The organism is Halomonas sp. YLGW01, from assembly GCF_014840935.1.
GTDB lineage: Bacteria > Pseudomonadota > Gammaproteobacteria > Pseudomonadales > Halomonadaceae > Onishia.
This window is the reverse complement of record NZ_CP062005.1, coordinates 2,880,298-2,894,267: the sequence shown is the minus strand read 5'-3', so window position 1 is coordinate 2,894,267 and position 13,970 is coordinate 2,880,298. Positions and strand designations below refer to the sequence as shown.

Genomic DNA, 13,970 nt, shown 5'->3' with positions numbered 1-13,970 from the left:
TCCCCATTCGGAGACCCCTCATGGAAAAGCGTCAAGAGCTCTACGCCGGCAAGGCCAAGTCGGTCTACCACACCGATGACCCGGATCGCCTGATCCTCGAATTCCGCGACGACACCAGCGCCTTCGACGGCGAGCGCATGGAATCCCTGGCGCGCAAGGGCATGGTCAACAACAAGTTCAATGCCTTCATCATGGGCAAGCTGCAGGACGCCGGCATTCCGACCCACTTCGATGGCCTGCTCTCGGACACCGAATGCGTGGTCAAGAAGCTCGACATGCTGCCGGTGGAGTGCGTGGTGCGCAACATCTCCGCCGGCAGCCTGTGCCGGCGCCTCGGCGTCGAGGAAGGCCAGACGCTGACGCCGCCGACCTTCGAGCTGTTCCTGAAGAATGACGCCCAGCACGACCCGATGATCAACGAGTCGCTGGCCGAGACATTCGGCTGGGCCACCCAGGAGCAGCTCAAGGAAATGAAGGCGCTGACCTTCAAGGTCAACGATGTGCTCAAGGCGCTGTTCGCCGAGGGTGGCATGCTGCTGGTCGACTACAAGCTCGAGTTCGGCGTCTTCAAGGGCCAGATCGTGCTCGGCGACGAGTTCTCGCCGGACGGCTGCCGGCTGTGGGACGCCAAGACCCGCGAGAAGCTCGACAAGGACCGCTTCCGCCAAGGCCTGGGCGGCGTGATCGAGGCCTACGAGGAAGTCGGCCGTCGCATCGGTGTCAGCTTCGATTGAGTCCGGCGAACCGAGCGATAGCACGCAAGTAGAGCAAGACAGAGCAAGGGGCCCGCGGGCCCCTTTTTTGGTTCATCACACTTTGACGGAGCCCCTGTGTGGCCGTCGTCTGCGAGGGGGAGGCGAGGTGCGGCGGGGAAGCCCTTACCCGCCTCAGCCGGTGTCGCCACCCCGGTCGCGGTCGTCATGGGGAGCCGCCGTCCTCGACCAGCGCCACCACCCGCAGGCGTGTGCCGCCCTCGTGCTCCTCGGCGCGAAAGCGCACGTCGACATCGCGAAGCCGCACCCCGTAGACCCGCGCCTCGGCGCCACGGCGATAGGCGGGACGCGGGTCCTGGGCCAGGACCTGGGTGATCAGCGCGCGCAGCGAGGCGGCATCATCGCGCCGCTCAAGCGCCGCCGCGGCCTCGTCGGAGAAGGCCACCGGACAACGGGCAGGGGCGGCAGGGGCGAAGCCGGCGCTGGCCTCCGGCCGCGCCTCCGCCCAGGGCAGATAGGGCTTGATGTCGAGTACCGGGGTGCCGTCGAGCAGGTCGTGGCCGGAAAGCTCGAGCGCCACGCCGCCGTTGCCGGTGTCGATGCCCCGAAGCTCGACCAGCGACAGCCCCAGGCGGTTGGGACGGTGCGTGCTGCGGCTGGCGAAGACCCCGACCCTGGCGTTGCCGCCCAGGCGTGGCGGGCGCACCAGCGGCGTCCAGCGCTCCGGGCTGTGGTGAAAGACGAAGGTCAGCCACAGGTGACTGAAGGCCTCGAGGCCGCGCACCGAGAGCGGGTCGTCATAGGGCGGCAGCAGCACCAGGCGAGCGCGGGCGGCCGGGGCGAGTCCCGGCTGGCGAGGGATGCCGAACTTGTCCGGGTAGTCGCTCTCGATGCGTCCGATGGGCGTGAGGGCGAAGCGGTTGGCGGGGGAGGCGGGATGAGCAGTCATGGGCGCCATTATGCCGTGCCTGCCCGGGCGGCGCACGGCGCGTCCTGCGGTATCGGGAAGATTGGCGACGGCGCGCGGCTTCGGTAGGCTGGCGGCTTAATCACAGGAGAGAAAGCGGTGATCGATCTCGAGCAACTGGCCCGCGCCCAGCAGGCCATCGTGGCCGCCGGAGACGAGCTGTACCGGGCCGGCCAGGTGCCGGCCACCGGCGGCAACTTTTCGGTGCGCCTGGATGCGACTCACATGGCGGTGACCGCTTCGGGCCGCCACAAGGGGCGGCTGACGCCGGCCGACGTCATGGTCACCGACTTCGCCGTCACGCCCGTCGGCAGCCCCCAGAAGCCCTCCGACGAGGCGCGCCTGCACGGCCAGCTCTACGAGGACCGGCCCGAAGCCGGCGCCGTGCTGCACACCCATTCCCGGGCGGCGACCGTGCTGTCGCGCCTGGTCGGGGGTGAAACCCTGTGGCTCGAGGGCTTCGAGCTGCAGAAGGCGATCGAGGGCGTCAGCAGCCATGACACGGCGCTTGCGGTGCCGATCGTCGATAACAGCCAGGACATCGCCGCGCTGGCCGACATCGTGCGCGAGCGCCTGGAGGGCCTCGACACCCGCGCCTACCTGATCCGCGGCCACGGCCTCTACACCTGGGCCCGGGACATGACCGGCTGCCTGCGCCAGGTCGAGGCGCTGGATTTCCTTTTCGACTGTGAACTGATGATGCGCCGCGCCCGCTAACCGGGGCGGTCCGCGATACGGCAAGCCACGGCCTGCCCGCTCGCCTTGCCCGATGGAGCACTGCCATGAGCTTTCTCAACGTCTATTCCGATCATGACCCCGACCAGCCGCTGCTGACCACCCGTGACGGCGAGCGCATCGCCGCTGAGCTCGCGGCGCACGGCATCCGTTTCGAGCGCTGGGCCACCAAGGCCGACCTGGCGCCCGACGCCGATCCCGACGTGGTGCTCGCCGCCTACGCCGAGGAGATCGATCGGCTCAAGGCCGAGAACGGCTTCGCCACCGCCGACGTGATCGGCCTGACCCCGGAGCATCCGGACAAGGATGCACTGCGCGCCAAGTTTCTCGACGAGCATCGCCACGGCGAGGACGAGGTGCGCTTCTTCGTGCGTGGCGAGGGCATCTTCTACCTGCACCTCGGCGAACGGGTCTATGCGGTGGGCTGCGCCCAGGGGGATCTGATGTCGGTGCCGGCAGGCACGCCGCACTGGTTCGACATGGGGCCGGCGCCACACTTCACCGCCATTCGCCTGTTCACCAACCCCGAGGGCTGGGTGGCGAACTTCACCGGTGAGACCATCGCCGCGCGCTTCCCGCGTTTCGAGGCCTTGCCGACCGGCCAGGCCGAGGCCGCGGAAAAGGCTCAGGGAGGCGTGGCATGATTCGCGCCATCGTCACCGACATCGAGGGCACCACCGGCTCCATCGCCTTCGTCCATGAGGTGCTCTTCCCCTATGCCCGCCGGCATCTCGGCGATTTCCTGCGCCGTCACCATCGTGAGGACGAGGTCGCCAAGCAGCTCGAGGCGACCCGCGAGGAGGCCGGTGAGCCGGATGCGGATCTCGATCGGCTGATCGTCATTCTCGAGGGCTGGATCCATGAGGATCGCAAGGCCACGCCGCTCAAGGCACTGCAGGGCATGATCTGGGAGGCGGGGTACCGGGCCGGCGACTTCACCGGGCACGTCTATCCCGACGCCGCCGAGGCGCTTACGCGCTGGCAGGCCGCCGGGCGCGACCTCTACGTCTATTCCTCGGGATCGGTGAAGGCCCAGCAACTGCTGTTCGGCCATAGCGACCTGGGCGATCTCACGGGGCTGTTCGCGGGCTACTTCGACACCACCACCGGCCCCAAACGCGAGGCCGCGAGTTATGCACGCATCGTCGAGGCGATCGGCAGGGCGCCTGAGGAGATCCTCTTTCTGTCGGATGTGGTCGCCGAGCTCGACGCCGCCCGCGTGGCCGGGCTCGTCACCTGCCAGCTGGTACGAGAGAGCGGCATGACCACCGGCGATCACCCGTTGGCGGCGAGCTTCGACGAGGTGCGCCTCGACGGGGCGTCGCCTGACGCCAGGGACGACAGGACTAGACGCACGACAGGAGGACACGATGAGCGTGGCTGAGACGGGACCCCGCGCCGGGAAGGCGCGCATCGTCTACCGCGATGCCCTGCCCGCCGACGGCGCCGATCAGGCCGAGGTCTTTCATCACGCGGTGATGCAGGGTGCGGCCGAGCACTACAGCGTCGAGCAGCGCCGCGCCTGGGCCTCGGCGCTGCCCCGGGAAGGCAGCGCCTGGGCCGCCCGCCAGCTGCTCCATCCGACCCTGGTGGCGGCCTGCGACGGGCGCTGCGTAGGTTTTCTGGAGCTGGGTCAGGGCGGCGACGGCGAGGGGCGCATCGAGACGCTCTACGTCTGGCCGTCGCTTGGCCGGCGGGGCATCGGCAGCACCCTGCTTCAGCATGCGGAGAGGGTGTTTCGGGAACAGGGGCTTGACCGGTTGCGTATCGAGGCGAGCCTGATGCTCGCCGCCCGCCTCACCCAGCGCGGCTGGCAGCAGGAGGGCGAGGAGTGGGTGGAGCGCGGCGGCGAGCGTCTGCCGCGGGTTCGCCTGGTCAAGCGGCTGGAACTGCTGGAGACCTGAGCGGCCTCCTCTCGACCGGTTAGCGCGCGGGCGGAAGCCGGCCCGATACCTGTGCCGTCGTCTCACGAAAGACCCCGCCCGGTATCGCCGGACGGGGTCTTTCTTATTACGGACTCGGTCATGTGACAGGTTCGGTCATATGGCGGGCCCCGTCATGGGCGGCGGGCAGGCCGAGATGGAGCCTGCCGCGCCGAGACCCGAAGTGGGGGCGGTGCGGGCGGTCGCCTCAGCGGGTCTCGCTGTCCAGGACGCGCATCGACAGGTCGATGGACTTAACGTCCTTGGTCAGGGCGCCGCTGGAGATGCAGTCGACGCCGGTTTCGGCGATCGCGCGCAGGGTGGCGTCGCTGACGTTGCCGGAGGCTTCCAGGGTGGCGCGACCGTCGTTGCGCTTGACCGCCTCGCGCAGGTCGTCCAGCGAGAAGTTGTCGAGCATCACCACGTCGGCGCCGGCCGCCAGCGCCTGGTCGAGCTCGTCGAAGGTCTCGACCTCGACCTCGACCGGCAGCTCCTTGGCGATGCCGCGGGCCTCCTTGACCGCCGCCGCGATCCCGCCACAGGCGGCGATGTGGTTTTCCTTGATCAGGAAGGCGTCATAGAGGCCGACCCGGTGGTTGTGGCCGCCGCCGCAGGTCACCGCGTACTTCTGGGCCAGGCGAAGGCCGGGGAGGGTCTTGCGGGTATCCAGCAGGCGCACGCCGGTGTCCTCGATCAGATCGACGTAGGCGCGGGTGCGGGTGGCGGTGCCGGAGAGCGTCTGCAGCAGGTTCAGGGCGGCACGTTCGCCGGTCAGCAGGCTGCGGGCCGGGCCTTCGAGCTCGAGCAGGGTATCGCCGGGGGCGAGCCGGTCGCCGTCGGCATGCTGCCAGTGAAGCGTCACCCGGGAATCCAGGCGGCGGAACAGCTCATCGACGAAGGCCACGCCGCACAGCACGGCGGGCTCGCGAGTGATGACCCGGGCGGTGGCCCACTGGCGTTCGGGAATCAGCTGGGCGGTGATGTCGCCGGGGCCGACGTCCTCGGCCAACAGCCGGGCGGCGCTGGTGCGGATCTCTTCGGCGAGGGCTTCGTGGTAATGCATGGCGGGCCTGGGCTCCCTGGCGTGGGCAGCACCGGCGCGGGGCAGCGGTGCCTGACGGATGAATCGATGCGACAATGCCCCATTATAGGGAATCCGGGCCTCGAGCGTCACATGAGGCTGCTCGCCCGGCGCGCGTCCCCCGGTCGCGCTGGAGAACCGTCAGACGAGAGGCATTGCATGAGTATCACACAGGGCTACTGGGCACCGGCACGCCGGGTATTGTCACCCAACCACAACGCCCGTCCCGCGGGCGAGGTCTCGGCGCTGGTGCTGCACTCGATCAGCCTGCCGCCGGGTGTCTTCTCGGGGGATGCCATCGAACGGCTGTTCACCAATCGCCTGGATCCGCAGGCCCATCCCTATTTCGCCCAGGTCGCCGGCCTGCGGGTCTCGGCGCATCTGCTGATTCGCCGCGACGGCGAGGCCGTGCAGTTCGTGCCCTTCGAGCGGCGCGCCTGGCATGCCGGGCGCTCGCGCTGGTTCGATGGTATGGCCTGGCGCGCGGAACTCAACGACTTCGCGATCGGTATCGAGCTCGAGGGCGACGAGCAGAGCCCTTATCGTGCCGCCCAGTACGCCACCCTCTCGCGGGTGGTGCGCGACCTGCTGACACACTATCCCGCGCTCACCCCCGAACGCATCACCAGCCATGCCCGCATCGCGCCGCTGCGCAAGACCGACCCGGGCCCTGCCTTCGACTGGGCCTATTTTCGCCAGTGTCTCGGCCAGTTCCTTTGACGGTGTCTTCGTCCGTGCCCGACGAGGAAACGTGAGCGTTGGTAAAGCCGTTTGTCGCGGGGCTACACGAGTCGATCTTTCGGCTAGGCTTGTGGGGGTGATGCGCTAGGCCATTGTGCTGCAATGCAATATGCATCTTGGAAATGCGTTCCATTTTTTGCTGGAATTGGCAGGGGCTGGGCTTTGCGGTATCTTCGTGGCCTGATTCCGGGCATTGCGCGTATCACTCTGTAAATTTACTACATGAACGCCACCCCATGCCCACTATTCTGGAGACGTGATCCATAGAAGGTCACGCCCGCACTGAAGAGCGCCACACGCCCCTCCCTCCTCCCGGGTGAGGGCAGACCGACACCATATCTTCATTCGGAGAGACGTCTATGAGTCTGGAGGCAAGAGAAGATTTCGATCCGACCGAAACCAAGGAATGGCTGGAATCCCTGGCATCGGTCGTTGATCGGGAAGGCGAGGAGCGTGCTCAGTACCTGTTGAGTCGTCTGGCTGATCGCCTGCGTCGCGATGGCCGTGTTCCGCCGTTCTCTGTCAATACGCCCCATCGCAACACCATTCCGGTGCATCGCGAGGCGAAGATCCCCGGCGACATGTTCATCGAGCGCAAGCTGCGCTCGGCGATCCGCTGGAACGCCATGGCGCAGGTACTGCGCGCCAACAAGAAACACAAGGGCCTGGGCGGGCACATCGCCAGCTTCCAGTCCTGTGCGACGCTCTACGAAGTGGGCTTCAACCACTTCTTCCGCGCCGACGATGGCGAGCACAAGGGCGACCTGATCTACATCCAGGGCCACGTGACTCCGGGCATCTATGCTCGCTCCTTCATGGAAGGCCGGCTCACCGAAGAGCAGATGGACAGCTTCCGCCAGGAAGCCGAGGGCGGCGGCCTGCCGTCCTACCCTCACCCCTACCTGATGCCGGACTACTGGCAGTTCCCGACGGTGTCTATGGGACTGGGGCCGATCCAGGCCATCTACCAGGCCCACGTCATGAAGTACATGGACTCCCGTGAGCTGACCGACATGCGCGACCGCAAGGTCTGGGCATTCCTCGGCGACGGCGAGTGCGACGAGCCGGAATCGCTGGGTGCCCTGCACCTGGCGAGCCGCGAGAACCTCGACAACCTGATCTTCGTGATCAACTGCAACCTGCAGCGTCTCGACGGTCCGGTGCGCGGCAACTCCCGCATCATGGACGAGCTCGAGGGCGTGTTCCGCGGTGCCGGCTGGAACGTCATCAAGGTGGTCTGGGGCGGTCAGTGGGATCCGCTGTTCGAGCGCGACAAGCACGACATGCTGCAGAAGCGCATGGACGAGGCGGTCGACGGCGAGTACCAGAACTACAAGGCCAATGGCGGCGCCTATACCCGCGAGCATTTCTTCGGCAAGTACCCGGAGACCGCCAAGCTGGTCGAGGACTACTCCGACGACGACATCTTCCGTCTCAACCGGGGTGGTCACGATCCGCAGAAGGTCTACGCGGCCTACCATGAGGCGGTCCACAACGCCGACGGTCGCCCGACCGTGGTGCTGGCGCATACCGTCAAGGGCTATGGCATGGGCGGCGGCAGCGGTGAGGCCGACATGGAAGCCCACCAGATCAAGTCCATGGAACACGAGGCGCTGAAGAAATTCCGCGATCGTTTCGGCGTGCCGATCTCCGACAAGCAGCTCGAGAACGGCGAGGTCCCGTACTATCGTCCCGACGAAGACAGTCCGGAGATGAAGTACCTGTTCCTGCAGCGCGAGAAGCTGGGCGGCTTCCTGCCCAAGCGCCGCACGGAATACGAGACCCTCGAGATCCCGGGCCTCGACGACAAGATGTTCGCCTCCCAGCTCAAGGGCTCGGGCGATCGCGAGGTGTCGAGCACCATGTCGTTCGTGCGGGTGCTCAACGGCCTGGTCAAGCACAAGCAGCTGGGCCCGCGGGTGGTACCGATCATCCCCGATGAGGCGCGTACCTTCGGCATGGAAGGCATGTTCCGCCAGCTGGGCATCTACGCCTCCGGTGGCCAGAAGTACGATCCGGTCGATGCGGGCCAGATCATGTACTACCGCGAGGACAAGAAGGGCCAGATCCTCGAGGAAGGCATCACCGAGGCCGGTTCCATGGCCGCCTGGGTGGCCGCGGCGACCGCCTACGCCAACCATGACAAGACCCTGATTCCGTTCTACGTCTACTACTCGATGTTCGGCTATCAGCGCATCGGCGATCTGGTCTGGGTGGCCGGCGACCTGCAGGCTCGCGGCTTCATGATCGGCGGCACCGCCGGTCGGACCACCATCAACGGCGAGGGTCTCCAGCACCAGGACGGCCACAGCCATATCCTGATGTCGACGGTGCCGACCTGCCGCTCCTACGATCCCTGCTATGGCCACGAGGTGTCGGTCATCGTGCAGGACGGCATGAAGCGGATGTACCAGGATCTCGAGAACTGCTTCTACTACATCACGGTGATGAACGAGAACTACACGCATCCCGAGATGCCCGCGGGCTGCGAGGAAGGCATCGTGCGCGGCATGTACCGCCTGCACGAAGGCAAGGCCGACAGCAAGAAGGCGCCGCGGGTCCAGCTGCTGGGCAGTGGCACCATCCTGCGCGAGGTCGAGGCCGCCGCCGAGATGCTGGCCGACGAGCATGGCGTCGTCGCCGATGTCTGGAGCGTGACCAGCTTCAACGAGCTGCGTCGCGAGGCGCTGGACTACGATCGCAACCAGTTCCTCGAGCCGGACGACAAGCGCGAGAAGCCCTGGATCGTCCAGCAGCTGGACGGCTGTGAAGGCCCGGTGATCGCCTCGACCGACTACATGAAGCTCTATGCCGACCAGGTCCGCGCCTGGGTGCCCACCGACTTCCACGTCCTGGGCACCGACGGCTATGGCCGCTCCGATACCCGCGAGCAGCTGCGTCGCTTCTTCGAGGTGGACCGCTACTACGTCACCGTGGCCGCCCTGCGCGCGCTGTCCGAGCGTGGCGAGATCGACCGCAAGGTCGTTGCGGATGCCATGAAGAAGTATGGCATCGATCCGACGAAGCCGAATCCGGTGGATGTCTGAGGCATCCGTCACGGGTTGATCGGGTGAAGGGCGAGCCACGAGGCCACGGCATGAGGCCGGCCCGTGGCTCGCTTCCCGAGCCATTTTGCGACTGCGGCGAGCATGATTAGGAAAGGAGCGCGACCTTGAGCAGCGAAATCATCAAAGTTCCCGACATCGGTGGCAGCACCGATGTCGAAATCATCGAGATCGGGGTGTCCGTTGGCGATGTAATCGCCGCCGAGGACACCATGATCACTCTCGAGTCCGACAAGGCCAGCATGGATGTCCCGGCGCCCAAGGGCGGCAAGGTCGTCAAGGTGCTGGTCAAGGAAGGCGATACCGTCTCCGAGGGTGACGATATCCTCGAGCTCGAAGCCGAGGGTGGTGGCGAGGCCCCGAAGGCCGACGAGAAGCCGGAAGCACCGGCCAGTCAGGATGCCGCTGCTGCGCCCAAGAGCGAGGCTCAGCCGGCCAAGAAAGCGGCGGGTGGCAAGCGTACCGTCGAGATCAAGGTGCCGGATATCGGTGGCAGCGAGAATGTGCCGATCATCGAACTGGCCGTCGCCGAGGGCGACGAGGTCAGCGCGGAAGATGCACTGATCACCCTGGAATCCGACAAGGCCTCCATGGACGTGCCGAGCCCGCATAGCGGCAAGCTGGTCTCGCTGGCGGTCAAGGAAGGCGATACCGTCTCCGAAGGCGATGTGATCGGCACCATGGAAATCGCCGGCGAAGGCGACGAGGGTGAAGGCGAGCCCGAGACCGCCGCCGCACCGGCGGCCGAAGCGCCTGTCGAGAGCGCAGCCGACGAGCCGCAGGACGCCGGGGCAGGCGAGCCTCAGCGCAAGGAGCTGAAGGTTCCGGATATCGGTGGCAGCGAGAACGTGCCGATCATCGAGGTGTCGGTCGCCGTCGGTGACGATATCAACGAGGAAGATGCGTTGATCACGCTCGAGTCCGACAAGGCCTCGATGGACGTGCCGAGTCCCTTCAAGGGTAAGCTTGTTGAGCTCGCCGTGAAGGAAGGCGACACCGTCTCCGAAGGCGATCTGATCGGTTATGTCGAGGTGGCCGGCACGCCGGTGGCAGGTGCCAAGCCCGCCCCGAAGCAGGCTGCAGCATCCCAGCAGTCTGCCGCAGCGTCCAAGCCCCAGCCGAGTGCGGCGCCCAGCGCCCCGCAAGCGGCGGCGCCGGCCGAGGCGCCGAGCGATGGCAAGCGCGTGCATGCCGGCCCCGCAGTCCGCATGCTGGCCCGCGAGCTGGGCGTTGACCTGTCTCGGGTCTCGGCGACCGGACCCAAGGGCCGGGTGCTGAAGGAAGACGTGCACGGCTACGTCAAGCAGGTGATGTCCACGTCTCAGGGCAAGGCGGCTCCCGCCGCGGCACCGGCGGCAAGCGGTGGCGCCGGCATCCCGCCGATCCCGGATCAGGACTTCAGCCAGTTCGGCGAGATCGAAGAGAAGCCGATGGGTCGCCTGATGAAGATGGGCGCCACCAACCTGCATCGCAGCTGGCTCAACGTCCCGCACGTGACCCAGTTCGACGAGGCCGACATCACCGAGCTCGAGGCCTTCCGCAAGTCGATGAAGGCCGAGGCCGAGGCGCAGGGTGCCAAGCTGACCCCGCTGCCGTTCATGATCAAGGCCTGTGCCTTCGCGCTGAAGAAGTACCCGCAGTTCAACGTCAGCCTCAAGAGCGATGGCGAGACCCTGGTGCACAAGAAGTACGTGCACATCGGGGTGGCCGTGGACACGCCGGATGGCCTGATGGTCCCGGTGATCCGCAACGCCGACCAGAAGTCGCTGATCGAGCTGGCCAAGGAGTCCGTGGAACTGGCCAAGAAGGCGCAGACCAAGAAGCTCAAGCGTGACGAGATGACCGGTGGCTGCTTCACCATCTCGAGCCTCGGTTCCATCGGCGGCACCGCCTTCACGCCGATCGTCAACGCCCCGGAGGTCGCCATCCTCGGCGTCTCCAAGGCGCAGATGAAGCCGGTGTGGGACGGCAAGGCCTTCGAGCCGCGCCTGATGATGCCGCTGTCGCTGTCCTACGATCACCGTGCGGTCAACGGGGCCGATGCGGCGCGCTTCACGGCCTTCCTGGCCCAGGCGCTGACCGACATCCGCCGGATGTTGATGTGATTCGATCTGCATGACCCGCCGGCCCCCTGGGCCGGCCACCGAAACGGCGCCTGCGGGCGCCGTTTTTTTTTGCCGTCATAGGCCTCGAGGGGGCTGCCCTCCGGCGGTGGCCGACCAAAGTGCTATTGGGAAATGCCATGGCGACCGGCGAGGATGATCCCGGTCATCATTGTCCCGGTCTGACCGGGCGTCGCTTGTTTCACGGGCGTGGCCCCGGTATTGTCTGCGATCATCATCTCTTCACCCTTTTTCTCTAACACGAAGTCACTTTCAAGGAGCCATTCTGATGCGTTTGATCCTGTTGGGCGCCCCCGGGGCCGGCAAGGGCACCCAGGCCCAGTTCATCTGCGAGCGCTTCGGCATTCCGCAGATCTCTACCGGCGACATGTTGCGCGCCGCCGTCAAGGAAGGCAGCGAACTGGGCCTCAAGGTCAAGGAAATCATGACCACCGGCGGCCTGGTGTCCGACGACATCATCATCGCCCTGGTCAAGGAGCGCATCAGTCAGCCGGACTGCGCCAATGGCTTCCTGTTCGACGGCTTCCCGCGCACCCTGCCCCAGGCCGATGCGATGAAGGATGCCGGCGTGAAGATCGATCACGTGCTGGAGATCGCCGTCGATGACGAGGAGATCGTCAAGCGCCTGGCGGGCCGTCGCGTGCACCCGGGCTCCGGCCGGGTCTACCACGTCGAGTACAATCCGCCCAAGGAGATCGGTAAGGACGACGTCACCGGCGAGGCCCTGATCCAGCGTGAGGACGATCAGGAATCCACGGTGCGCAACCGTCTGTCGGTCTATCATGACCAGACCGAACCGCTGGTCGACTACTACCAGCAGTGGGCCAAGGAAGATGCCGACAACGCTCCGGCCTATCACCGGGTCGAGGGCGTGGGCAGCGTCGACGACATCACCCGTCAGGTGATCGACGCCCTGGAAGGCTGATCCGAGCCTGTCGCGTGACCCGAGGGCCCGCCATGGCGGGCCCTCGGTCGTTTCTGCCCCTCCCGTGCCGCCTTTCCTCCCATTCCCCGTGCTCCGGCCGCGGCGTATAATGCCGCCCCACATCTCCTGACGCCGATACCGCTATGCCGACCCTGCTGGCCCTGGATGCCTCCTCGAGTGCCTGTTCCGCTGCCCTGCTGCAGCGCCGCGACGGCCATGACGACCGCTTGCTGACCCGTTACGTGCTGGCGCCCCGCGAGCATACGCGTCGGCTGATGCCGATGGTTGACGACCTGCTCGACGAGGCCGGCCTGACGCTCGCCGACATGGATGCCCTGGCCTATGGGCACGGGCCCGGTTCCTTCACCGGGTTGCGCATCGCCGCCGGCGTCGCCCAGGGGCTGGCCTTCGGCCTCGAGGTGCCGCTGATCGGCGTCTCGACCCTGGAAGCCCTGGCGCTGGCCGGCCATCGCCGGCATCACCTGCGCCATGTGCTGCCGGTCATCGATGCCCGTATGGGCGAGCTCTACACAGCCGCCTACCGGTGCCACGACGGCCAGCTGACCCGGCTCGCCGAGGAGGCGCTGCTGTCGCCCGAACGGCTGACGCTGCCCGCCGGGCACGAGGAGGCCGACTGGGTCGGCGTGGGCTCCGGCTGGGCGCAGTGGGAAACGCTGCCGGTGACGGTTCAGGCCGGCGTCAGCCAGCACCTGCCCGACATGCAGCCGGCAGCCGAGGAGATGGTGCTGCTGGCGGCCGAGCGCTTGGCGGCCGGGGGCGGTGAGGCGCCGCATCTGGCTCAGCCGGTCTACCTGCGCGATCAGGTGGCCTGGCAGAAGAGCCGATGAGCGAGGGGCATTCGGCCCCGGCGGGGCAGGCCATCGTCGACGCGCCGGTGGTGGTCTGCGGCGAGGGCCTCGCGGCTCTCGCCCTACGCCTCGGCCTGCCGCTGGTGGATACTCCGGGACCTCGGCTGACCCTCATGCAGGCCGATGGCCACCTGGTGCTGGCCGGTGACGAGCGGCTGTATGGCAAGCCGCTGGCCGCCGACTTCGTGACCGGCAAGGCCGCTCATCGGCGTCGCTTCGGGGGCGGGCGCGGCCAGTTGATCGCCAAGGCCTGTGGCCTCGGCGGAGGGAAAGGGGCCGGCATAGGCGCCGCCCTCCCGAGCATCGTCGATGCCACCGCGGGGCTCGGCCGCGACGCCTTCGTGCTGGCGAGCCTTGGCGCCGAGGTGCTGATGCTCGAGCGGGTGCCGGCGATCTTCGCCCTGCTCGAGGATGCCCTGATGCGGGCCCGGGACGATGACGAGACCGCGCCGATCGCCGCACGGCTCATGCTGGCTCACGTTGACGCCAGCCGGGGCCTCGCTCAGGCCATCGCCGACAGCGGCCATGCCCCCCAGGTGATCCATCTGGACCCGATGTTTCCCCACCGCGACAAGTCGGCGCTGGTGAAGAAGGAGATGCGGCTCTTTCGCGAGCTGGCCGGTGACGATGCGGATGCGCCGAGGCTGCTCGAGGCCGCCCTGGATGTCGCCAGCCATCGGGTGGTGGTCAAGCGCCCACGCAAGGCCCCGCCTATCGAGGGCCCCACCCCGCATCATGTCCTCGAAGGCAAGACCAGCCGCTACGATCTCTACGTGCACCGCTCCCTGCGCGATCTCTAGGCGCGCTTACTCTCTCCTTGATGCACGAG

The 13,970-nt window shown here is 67.1% G+C and carries 13 protein-coding genes; 11 read left to right on the top strand and 2 right to left on the bottom strand.

Going from position 1 to position 13,970, the window contains the following annotated elements; genetic code table 11:
- Positions 1-20: 20 nt before the first annotated feature.
- Positions 21-734, top strand: a complete 714-nt coding sequence (purC, locus tag IEJ03_RS13255; RefSeq protein ID WP_192035298.1) for a phosphoribosylaminoimidazolesuccinocarboxamide synthase — start codon at positions 21-23, stop codon at positions 732-734.
- A gap of 184 nt (positions 735-918) precedes the next feature.
- Here purC and tsaA read toward each other — a convergent pair whose 3' ends face one another.
- Positions 919-1,662, bottom strand: coding sequence for a tRNA (N6-threonylcarbamoyladenosine(37)-N6)-methyltransferase TrmO (gene tsaA / locus IEJ03_RS13250; protein ID WP_192035297.1), 744 nt, complete (start codon positions 1,660-1,662; stop codon positions 919-921).
- A 117-nt stretch (positions 1,663-1,779) separates the two neighbouring features.
- Here tsaA and IEJ03_RS13245 point away from each other — a divergent pair, with 117 nt between their 5' ends.
- From IEJ03_RS13245 to IEJ03_RS13230, 4 genes are all read left to right on the top strand, one after another.
- Positions 1,780-2,397, top strand: coding sequence for a methylthioribulose 1-phosphate dehydratase (locus tag IEJ03_RS13245; protein WP_202884375.1), 618 nt, complete (start codon positions 1,780-1,782; stop codon positions 2,395-2,397).
- A 65-nt stretch (positions 2,398-2,462) separates the two neighbouring features.
- Positions 2,463-3,059, top strand: coding sequence for a cupin (locus IEJ03_RS13240; RefSeq protein WP_192035296.1), 597 nt, complete (start codon positions 2,463-2,465; stop codon positions 3,057-3,059).
- Positions 3,056-3,799 carry an acireductone synthase gene (mtnC, locus tag IEJ03_RS13235; protein WP_192035295.1) on the top strand — a complete coding sequence of 248 codons (744 nt, stop codon included), beginning with the start codon at positions 3,056-3,058 and terminating at the stop codon, positions 3,797-3,799. Before IEJ03_RS13240 ends, mtnC begins: the two co-directional genes overlap by 4 nt.
- A complete protein-coding gene (locus IEJ03_RS13230) occupies positions 3,786-4,319 on the top strand; it encodes a GNAT family N-acetyltransferase (protein WP_192035294.1) in 534 nt (177 codons plus the stop codon). The genes mtnC and IEJ03_RS13230 overlap by 14 nt, the downstream gene beginning before the upstream one ends.
- Before the next feature lie 226 nt (positions 4,320-4,545).
- Here the strand turns inward: IEJ03_RS13230 and nadC are convergent, their stop codons facing one another.
- The gene (nadC, locus tag IEJ03_RS13225) at positions 4,546-5,400 is read right to left on the bottom strand and encodes a carboxylating nicotinate-nucleotide diphosphorylase (protein WP_192035293.1); all 855 of its coding nucleotides are present in this window, start codon (positions 5,398-5,400) and stop codon (positions 4,546-4,548) included.
- 177 nt (positions 5,401-5,577) lie between these two features.
- On the opposite strand from nadC, the gene ampD reads away from it, so the two are divergent.
- The 6 genes from ampD to IEJ03_RS13195 all read left to right on the top strand — a co-directional run bounded on the left by ampD (position 5,578) and on the right by IEJ03_RS13195 (position 13,941).
- Positions 5,578-6,138, top strand: a complete 561-nt coding sequence (gene ampD, locus IEJ03_RS13220) for a 1,6-anhydro-N-acetylmuramyl-L-alanine amidase AmpD (protein WP_192035292.1) — start codon at positions 5,578-5,580, stop codon at positions 6,136-6,138.
- A gap of 380 nt (positions 6,139-6,518) precedes the next feature.
- Positions 6,519-9,206 (top strand): pyruvate dehydrogenase (acetyl-transferring), homodimeric type, encoded by a 2,688-nt coding sequence (aceE, locus tag IEJ03_RS13215; RefSeq protein WP_192035291.1) that lies wholly within the window; start codon positions 6,519-6,521, stop codon positions 9,204-9,206.
- A gap of 125 nt (positions 9,207-9,331) precedes the next feature.
- Positions 9,332-11,329, top strand: coding sequence for a dihydrolipoyllysine-residue acetyltransferase (gene aceF, locus IEJ03_RS13210; protein WP_192035290.1), 1,998 nt, complete (start codon positions 9,332-9,334; stop codon positions 11,327-11,329).
- 286 nt (positions 11,330-11,615) lie between these two features.
- A complete protein-coding gene (gene adk, locus IEJ03_RS13205; protein WP_192035289.1) occupies positions 11,616-12,272 on the top strand; it encodes an adenylate kinase in 657 nt (218 codons plus the stop codon).
- A 143-nt stretch (positions 12,273-12,415) separates the two neighbouring features.
- Positions 12,416-13,120 carry a tRNA (adenosine(37)-N6)-threonylcarbamoyltransferase complex dimerization subunit type 1 TsaB gene (gene tsaB, locus IEJ03_RS13200; protein WP_192035288.1) on the top strand — a complete coding sequence of 235 codons (705 nt, stop codon included), beginning with the start codon at positions 12,416-12,418 and terminating at the stop codon, positions 13,118-13,120.
- The gene (locus IEJ03_RS13195; RefSeq protein WP_192035287.1) at positions 13,117-13,941 is read left to right on the top strand and encodes a class I SAM-dependent methyltransferase; all 825 of its coding nucleotides are present in this window, start codon (positions 13,117-13,119) and stop codon (positions 13,939-13,941) included. Before tsaB ends, IEJ03_RS13195 begins: the two co-directional genes overlap by 4 nt.
- Positions 13,942-13,970 lie beyond the last annotated feature (29 nt).

Coding starts and splice junctions, on each gene's coding strand:
- aceE (WP_192035291.1), top strand. CDS start 6,519: ATGAGTCTGGAGGCAAGAGAAGATTTCGATCCGACCGAAACCAAGGAA.
- IEJ03_RS13240 (WP_192035296.1), top strand. CDS start 2,463: ATGAGCTTTCTCAACGTCTATTCCGATCATGACCCCGACCAGCCGCTG.
- adk (WP_192035289.1), top strand. CDS start 11,616: ATGCGTTTGATCCTGTTGGGCGCCCCCGGGGCCGGCAAGGGCACCCAG.
- nadC (WP_192035293.1), bottom strand. CDS start 5,400: ATGCATTACCACGAAGCCCTCGCCGAAGAGATCCGCACCAGCGCCGCC.
- purC (WP_192035298.1), top strand. CDS start 21: ATGGAAAAGCGTCAAGAGCTCTACGCCGGCAAGGCCAAGTCGGTCTAC.
- tsaA (WP_192035297.1), bottom strand. CDS start 1,662: ATGACTGCTCATCCCGCCTCCCCCGCCAACCGCTTCGCCCTCACGCCC.
- mtnC (WP_192035295.1), top strand. CDS start 3,056: ATGATTCGCGCCATCGTCACCGACATCGAGGGCACCACCGGCTCCATC.
- tsaB (WP_192035288.1), top strand. CDS start 12,416: ATGCCGACCCTGCTGGCCCTGGATGCCTCCTCGAGTGCCTGTTCCGCT.
- IEJ03_RS13230 (WP_192035294.1), top strand. CDS start 3,786: ATGAGCGTGGCTGAGACGGGACCCCGCGCCGGGAAGGCGCGCATCGTC.
- ampD (WP_192035292.1), top strand. CDS start 5,578: ATGAGTATCACACAGGGCTACTGGGCACCGGCACGCCGGGTATTGTCA.
- IEJ03_RS13195 (WP_192035287.1), top strand. CDS start 13,117: ATGAGCGAGGGGCATTCGGCCCCGGCGGGGCAGGCCATCGTCGACGCG.